This is a genomic window from Kitasatospora sp. NRRL B-11411, from assembly GCF_000721345.1.
Lineage (GTDB): Bacteria > Actinomycetota > Actinomycetes > Streptomycetales > Streptomycetaceae > Kitasatospora > Kitasatospora cineracea.
This window is the reverse complement of sequence record NZ_JOGH01000233.1, coordinates 1-4,354: the sequence shown is the minus strand read 5'-3', so window position 1 is coordinate 4,354 and position 4,354 is coordinate 1. Positions and strand designations below refer to the sequence as shown.

At 67.3% G+C, this 4,354-nt stretch carries 6 protein-coding genes; 2 read left to right on the top strand and 4 right to left on the bottom strand.

The window, feature by feature from the left end; all coding sequences use genetic code 11:
* Positions 1 to 368 precede the first annotated feature (368 nt).
* The 4 genes from IH44_RS0139300 to IH44_RS0139285 form a co-directional block, all read right to left on the bottom strand.
* On the bottom strand, positions 369 to 884 hold the full coding sequence (locus tag IH44_RS0139300; RefSeq protein ID WP_030464656.1) for a hypothetical protein: 516 nt from the start codon (positions 882 to 884) through the stop codon (positions 369 to 371).
* A gap of 60 nt (positions 885 to 944) precedes the next feature.
* Positions 945 to 1,502 (bottom strand): hypothetical protein, encoded by a 558-nt coding sequence (locus IH44_RS0139295; RefSeq protein ID WP_030464655.1) that lies wholly within the window; start codon positions 1,500 to 1,502, stop codon positions 945 to 947.
* Between the two features lie 10 nt (positions 1,503 to 1,512).
* Complete coding sequence (locus tag IH44_RS49260) at positions 1,513 to 1,719, bottom strand: transposase (protein ID WP_255358172.1); 207 nt, start codon at positions 1,717 to 1,719, stop codon at positions 1,513 to 1,515.
* A gap of 459 nt (positions 1,720 to 2,178) precedes the next feature.
* Positions 2,179 to 2,499, bottom strand: a complete 321-nt coding sequence (locus tag IH44_RS0139285) for a hypothetical protein (protein WP_030464654.1) — start codon at positions 2,497 to 2,499, stop codon at positions 2,179 to 2,181.
* Positions 2,500 to 3,142: 643 nt separating this feature from the next.
* Between IH44_RS0139285 and IH44_RS0139280 the strand changes: the two genes are divergently transcribed.
* The gene (locus IH44_RS0139280; protein WP_157852627.1) at positions 3,143 to 3,433 is read left to right on the top strand and encodes a hypothetical protein; all 291 of its coding nucleotides are present in this window, start codon (positions 3,143 to 3,145) and stop codon (positions 3,431 to 3,433) included.
* Between the two features lie 82 nt (positions 3,434 to 3,515).
* Positions 3,516 to 4,154 carry an SMI1/KNR4 family protein gene (locus IH44_RS0139275; RefSeq protein ID WP_030464652.1) on the top strand — a complete coding sequence of 213 codons (639 nt, stop codon included), beginning with the start codon at positions 3,516 to 3,518 and terminating at the stop codon, positions 4,152 to 4,154.
* The last annotated feature ends 200 nt before the right edge of the window (positions 4,155 to 4,354 follow it).

Genomic DNA, 4,354 nt, shown 5'->3' with positions numbered 1-4,354 from the left:
GGCGACCTCGACCAGCACCAGGTCCAACCCCGCAGTCACCCGCTCCAGTTCAACATCGACTCCGGGGAACAGCACATCTTCGATCGAGTAGAGAGCCACGCGAAGGTCATCCCGCAGCGAAACGATCCTGCATTCACGCCGAGGACCTGGTCTTTCACGGAACTCGGGTTGAAGTCAGCAGTTCCCCGTCCGGAGCGGTCCGGATGTCCACTCTGATTCCGAGCCGCACCCGGCACCCGTCCCACTTCGGCTCCCGAGAAAAGCCCTCCCGGCAGATCAGACCTGCTCAGTGCCTCTGTAAGCGTCGGATCCGGCAGCGACCACGATGTCACGGGGCAGGGATCCGCGCAGGCAACGTCGCCGACTGCTCAGGAGTCGACGTCTTTAGGCTTGAAGTTCCAGCTTTCGACCCATTTCGGCGGGTTTTCAAGTCGGCTGACGAAGTGTTCGAGGCGTGCACGTTCTCCGCGGATGCGGTTGATGACGAGTGCGGCCGCCCCGAAGCCCGAGGCAGCGTCCCTGTAGAGCTGCCAGAGCCCTTGGCGTGCCGTGTCTTCGCAGGCCGACACGGGAATCCCGTCGACCATGACCGGCTCTTCCCCGCCGAGGCAGAAGTAGAGCGTCAGGTGGATCTTGTGTCGGGCCTCCGGATGGAGGTCTTCGCCCAGGGCCGCCACCAGCACTGACAGGGCAGCTGGCGCCACCTCCGTCGGGAACGACTGGATTTCGACGTGGTTGGACAGCTCGATCAAGGACACCTGGGCCTCCGTGGTGGCAGACACCAGCTTCCGCAGCATGTCTGCGACATGGCCCGCAGGGCGGCCGCACCCGCACTGGTAGGAATGCCAGTCGATGCGGTCGATCTCGATCAGTGCCAGATTCACTTGCCGTTCCTTTTCAGGTGTTGTGGCGGCCGTTCGCTTGCTGCTGCGGCTGGGCTCGTGTCAGCCCCGTCCGAGCCAGCTTCGAACGCCGTCCTCGGAATCGCCCGGGAGCTCCCTTTCGTCGAGCAGCATCTGCACGTAGCGGCGAATCGGTTCGGCGCGGTAGGGGTGCGACACCCCGGCCGCGGAAGCCGTACGGTCCTGCCAGGTCGTCCCGGAGATGATCACCTCGCCGTCTATGGAGGCCGTCAGCAGGCCGCCGCTGCCGATCGGTCCGGAGATAGTGCCCGGGTTGCGGCCCGAGACGTTCCAGTGCTCCGTGAGCCGCACCGGTGTCCAGACCGGGTACTCGTTGTCTGGGTCCAGGGTGACGGCGAGCAGGAAGGCGCCGTCCTCGGCGAACAGGCCCATCCGGGTCGCCAGGCGCAGCCATGCCTCGTCGAACCTCTCCAGCCCGTCGGGCTGCGCGAGGTCGACGACCTCGTCGAGCCGACCGTCCGCGGGTAAGCAGGAGGTTACCCAGGCGCCCTGGGGCGGGCACACCTCCGCCGGAACGGGGACCGGCAACAGGACCAGCCCGGCCTCGACCAGCGCATCGGAAATCGCGGCGTCTCTCACAGGCCTACTCCTAGAACGGACATGACGGATCGAACTGCAACAGTCTCCCGTAGCCGTGACCGGTGAAGTGCCGGTAGACCGTCTGCCAGCAGGCCCCGACGATCGGCGGGAGCTGACGCCAGGTGCAGCCCGAGGTCGCCACGAACACGATCGCAGCGAGCACTTCCCAATCCCAGCTCGCCGTCGGCCCCGCCCTGCATGGACGATGGGGATCAATACGGCTGCTTCACGAAATTCCGGCCAGAGCCGTCAAAACACTCAAAAGAGCCATGTACGGCCGGGCCTCGTTCCGACTCCTGCGAACCCGGATTCTCACCCGACCATGAGTTTCACGGCACTCCGGTCAGAGCCCTGAAACTCCCCACCCCAGGTCACAGGCCCCGCCGCCTGGGGTATGCCACAGTGGCACACCCCCGGCGGCGAGCAGCCACGCCCGGGACAACTCACGTCGCCGACCGGGGACAACCCGCTGTTGCCCCCCTTGTCCCGGCGGTTCGGCGCGGCGCGGCATGTACAGCGCCAGCGGTGCAGCACACCTTGATGGATACCTTGACGGCCGTCCCGAATACCTTGACGGATTCCTTGATGCCGTAGGTCAGAGCACCGGCTGCACCACCTTGTCCGGCGCCCTGGCGGTGGCCGCGGGCGGGCCGTCAAGGTGTGTCCGGCGCCGCCATCAAGGTTCGACCCGGCCGCCATCAAGGTGGGATCGGCGCTCCGAGCCGCTCTGCTCGGCGGCGGTGCGCAGCCGGGCGGCCGTCGCGGCGGCCGCTTCGCGGGTGACGGGGTCGGGGTGGTCGGCGAGCAGGCCGAGCAGCTCGGCGGCCGCGGTGAGCACCGGCACCGCCACCGCCGCCTCGCACAGCAGCAACAGTTGCGCGGCGGCGCGGTGGCCGGCGGACGGGGCGGGCTCGGAGGGCTCGGTGGTGGGCAGCAGCGCGGTCAGCCCGGCGCCCAGGCCAAGCCGCCGGATGCCGGTGGGGGAGGAGTGCGTCATGCCCGGACAACCGCCCCGAGCCCGCCTACGTCACGCCCATCCGCCCCGGGCCGCGGACGGGTTTGTCCAGGGGAAACGCGTCGATGTCCAGGGGAAACGCGGCAGCCGCCCAGCCTGTCCACCGCCCCCCGTCCACGCTGCCCCGCCCAGCGGCCGCACCGCGGGGCGGCCGGGGCCGGCTACCTGTCTCCGATCTGTCTCCACCTCGGTCATCTGTCTCCTGACACAGGTCTTTCCCCAGGTAGGAGCGTCGCGCGACACGACCTGTCTCATCTGTCTCTTCTGTGTCCAGCCGCCGCCGACGCCCCGCCCGGCGGCCTGGGACAGGGCTGGGACAGCCCGCGTCACCCTGTCCCAGCACCGTCCCACGCCGCCCCACTATGTCCGTTTTGCCGGGTGGGGTGGGACTGTCCTAGGACAGTCCCACCCCAAAACCCCAGGTGGAAGCGTTCCGCACCCGGCCTAGGACAGACCTGGGACAGCACCGCCGACCCGCCCGCTGACCTGTGACAGGCGACCTTGACCGATTGCCAGGTGACCTTGACCACCAGTGGGTTCCTGCCACCTGATCTTGACCGGGGCGGGGGAGGTGGTGGGCGGCCAGGCAATCGGTCCCGCGTTCGGCGTCGGTGAGAATGCCTTCGTGAAGACCTGGACCGACGACCTTCCGCAGATACCGTTCTCCTGCTGCGACCTCCCTGAGGGCGGGGAGTGGATGACCCAGGAGAAGGCCGCGACCTACCTGGGCATCGGACCGATCCACCTCAGCGGGCTGACGCACAACACCCATCGGATCGACCTGGTCCGCACCACCGGCAAGGACCTGGTCGTCACCCGCGCCAGTGTCGAAGCCGAGAAGCACTGGCGCGCCACCGCTCCTCGCTGGCGCAAGCTCCTGCGCCTGTTCAAGGACGTCGTTCTCGCGGGGATCTGACAGCGGATGGGTCGGTGGCCTTGCCGCGTTGTCGTACGGCGATGTCACCCGGCTTGTCGGTATGTGGTTCTACGGTCCCGGTATGACCGACAGCGATGTCTTTGCTTTCGCCTCGGCCTGGCGGCGCTTCACCGCGTGGCTGGCCGTCAATTCGCCAGCCGACCATGCGTCCTTGCGCCCGGCGGCTGATGCCGCGCAGATCACGAGCCTGGAGGACAGGCTCGGGTTCGTTCTGCACCCGCAGTTACGTGCACTGCTCGAGCTGCACGACGGTGTTGTGGTGCAGCAGTTCGACGACAGCCGAGAGCCTTTCCCCGTGGGGTCCTTCCTGCCGCTGGGGTACCGGCTGAACACTGTCGAGCGCGTCCTCACCGACCACCGTCTGTTCGCTGAGCTGTTCGCTGAGGAGGCCTGCGGCCCCGAGCTGTGGGACACCGCGCCTCTGATTGCCCACGCCCGCTGGTGGGTGCCCATCGCACGTCCCAACGACGGCGGTCTGCTCTTTGTGGACCACTGCCCCCGCCCCACCTACGGGCACGTGTACGAGATGGGTGTCGGCTCGGGCGATATCGACGGCTTCCTGTGGGCCACCAGCCTGGCGGAGCTGTTCATGGCTTTGACGGACAGCCTGGATACTGGCCGGCCGTTTCGGCACTTCACTGCGGGCACCTACCGGCACTCCTCTGGACAGCACCGCATCGACTGGCAGGTGGTGCTGTAGCAACCGTCTCGAACTGAACGGCCCGGCGACGTGCCTGCTGCTTTCTGGCGTCTACTACCGGTCAAGATCGCTTGTCAATCGGTCAAGGTCGTCTGTCAAAGGTCACCTCCTAATGTTGTTGTCAAGCAGCTGATGTGACGGGGAGTGCATGCTCGTAGTGCTTCCCGTCACGAATGAGGGCCCAGAGGACGTTGACGCGT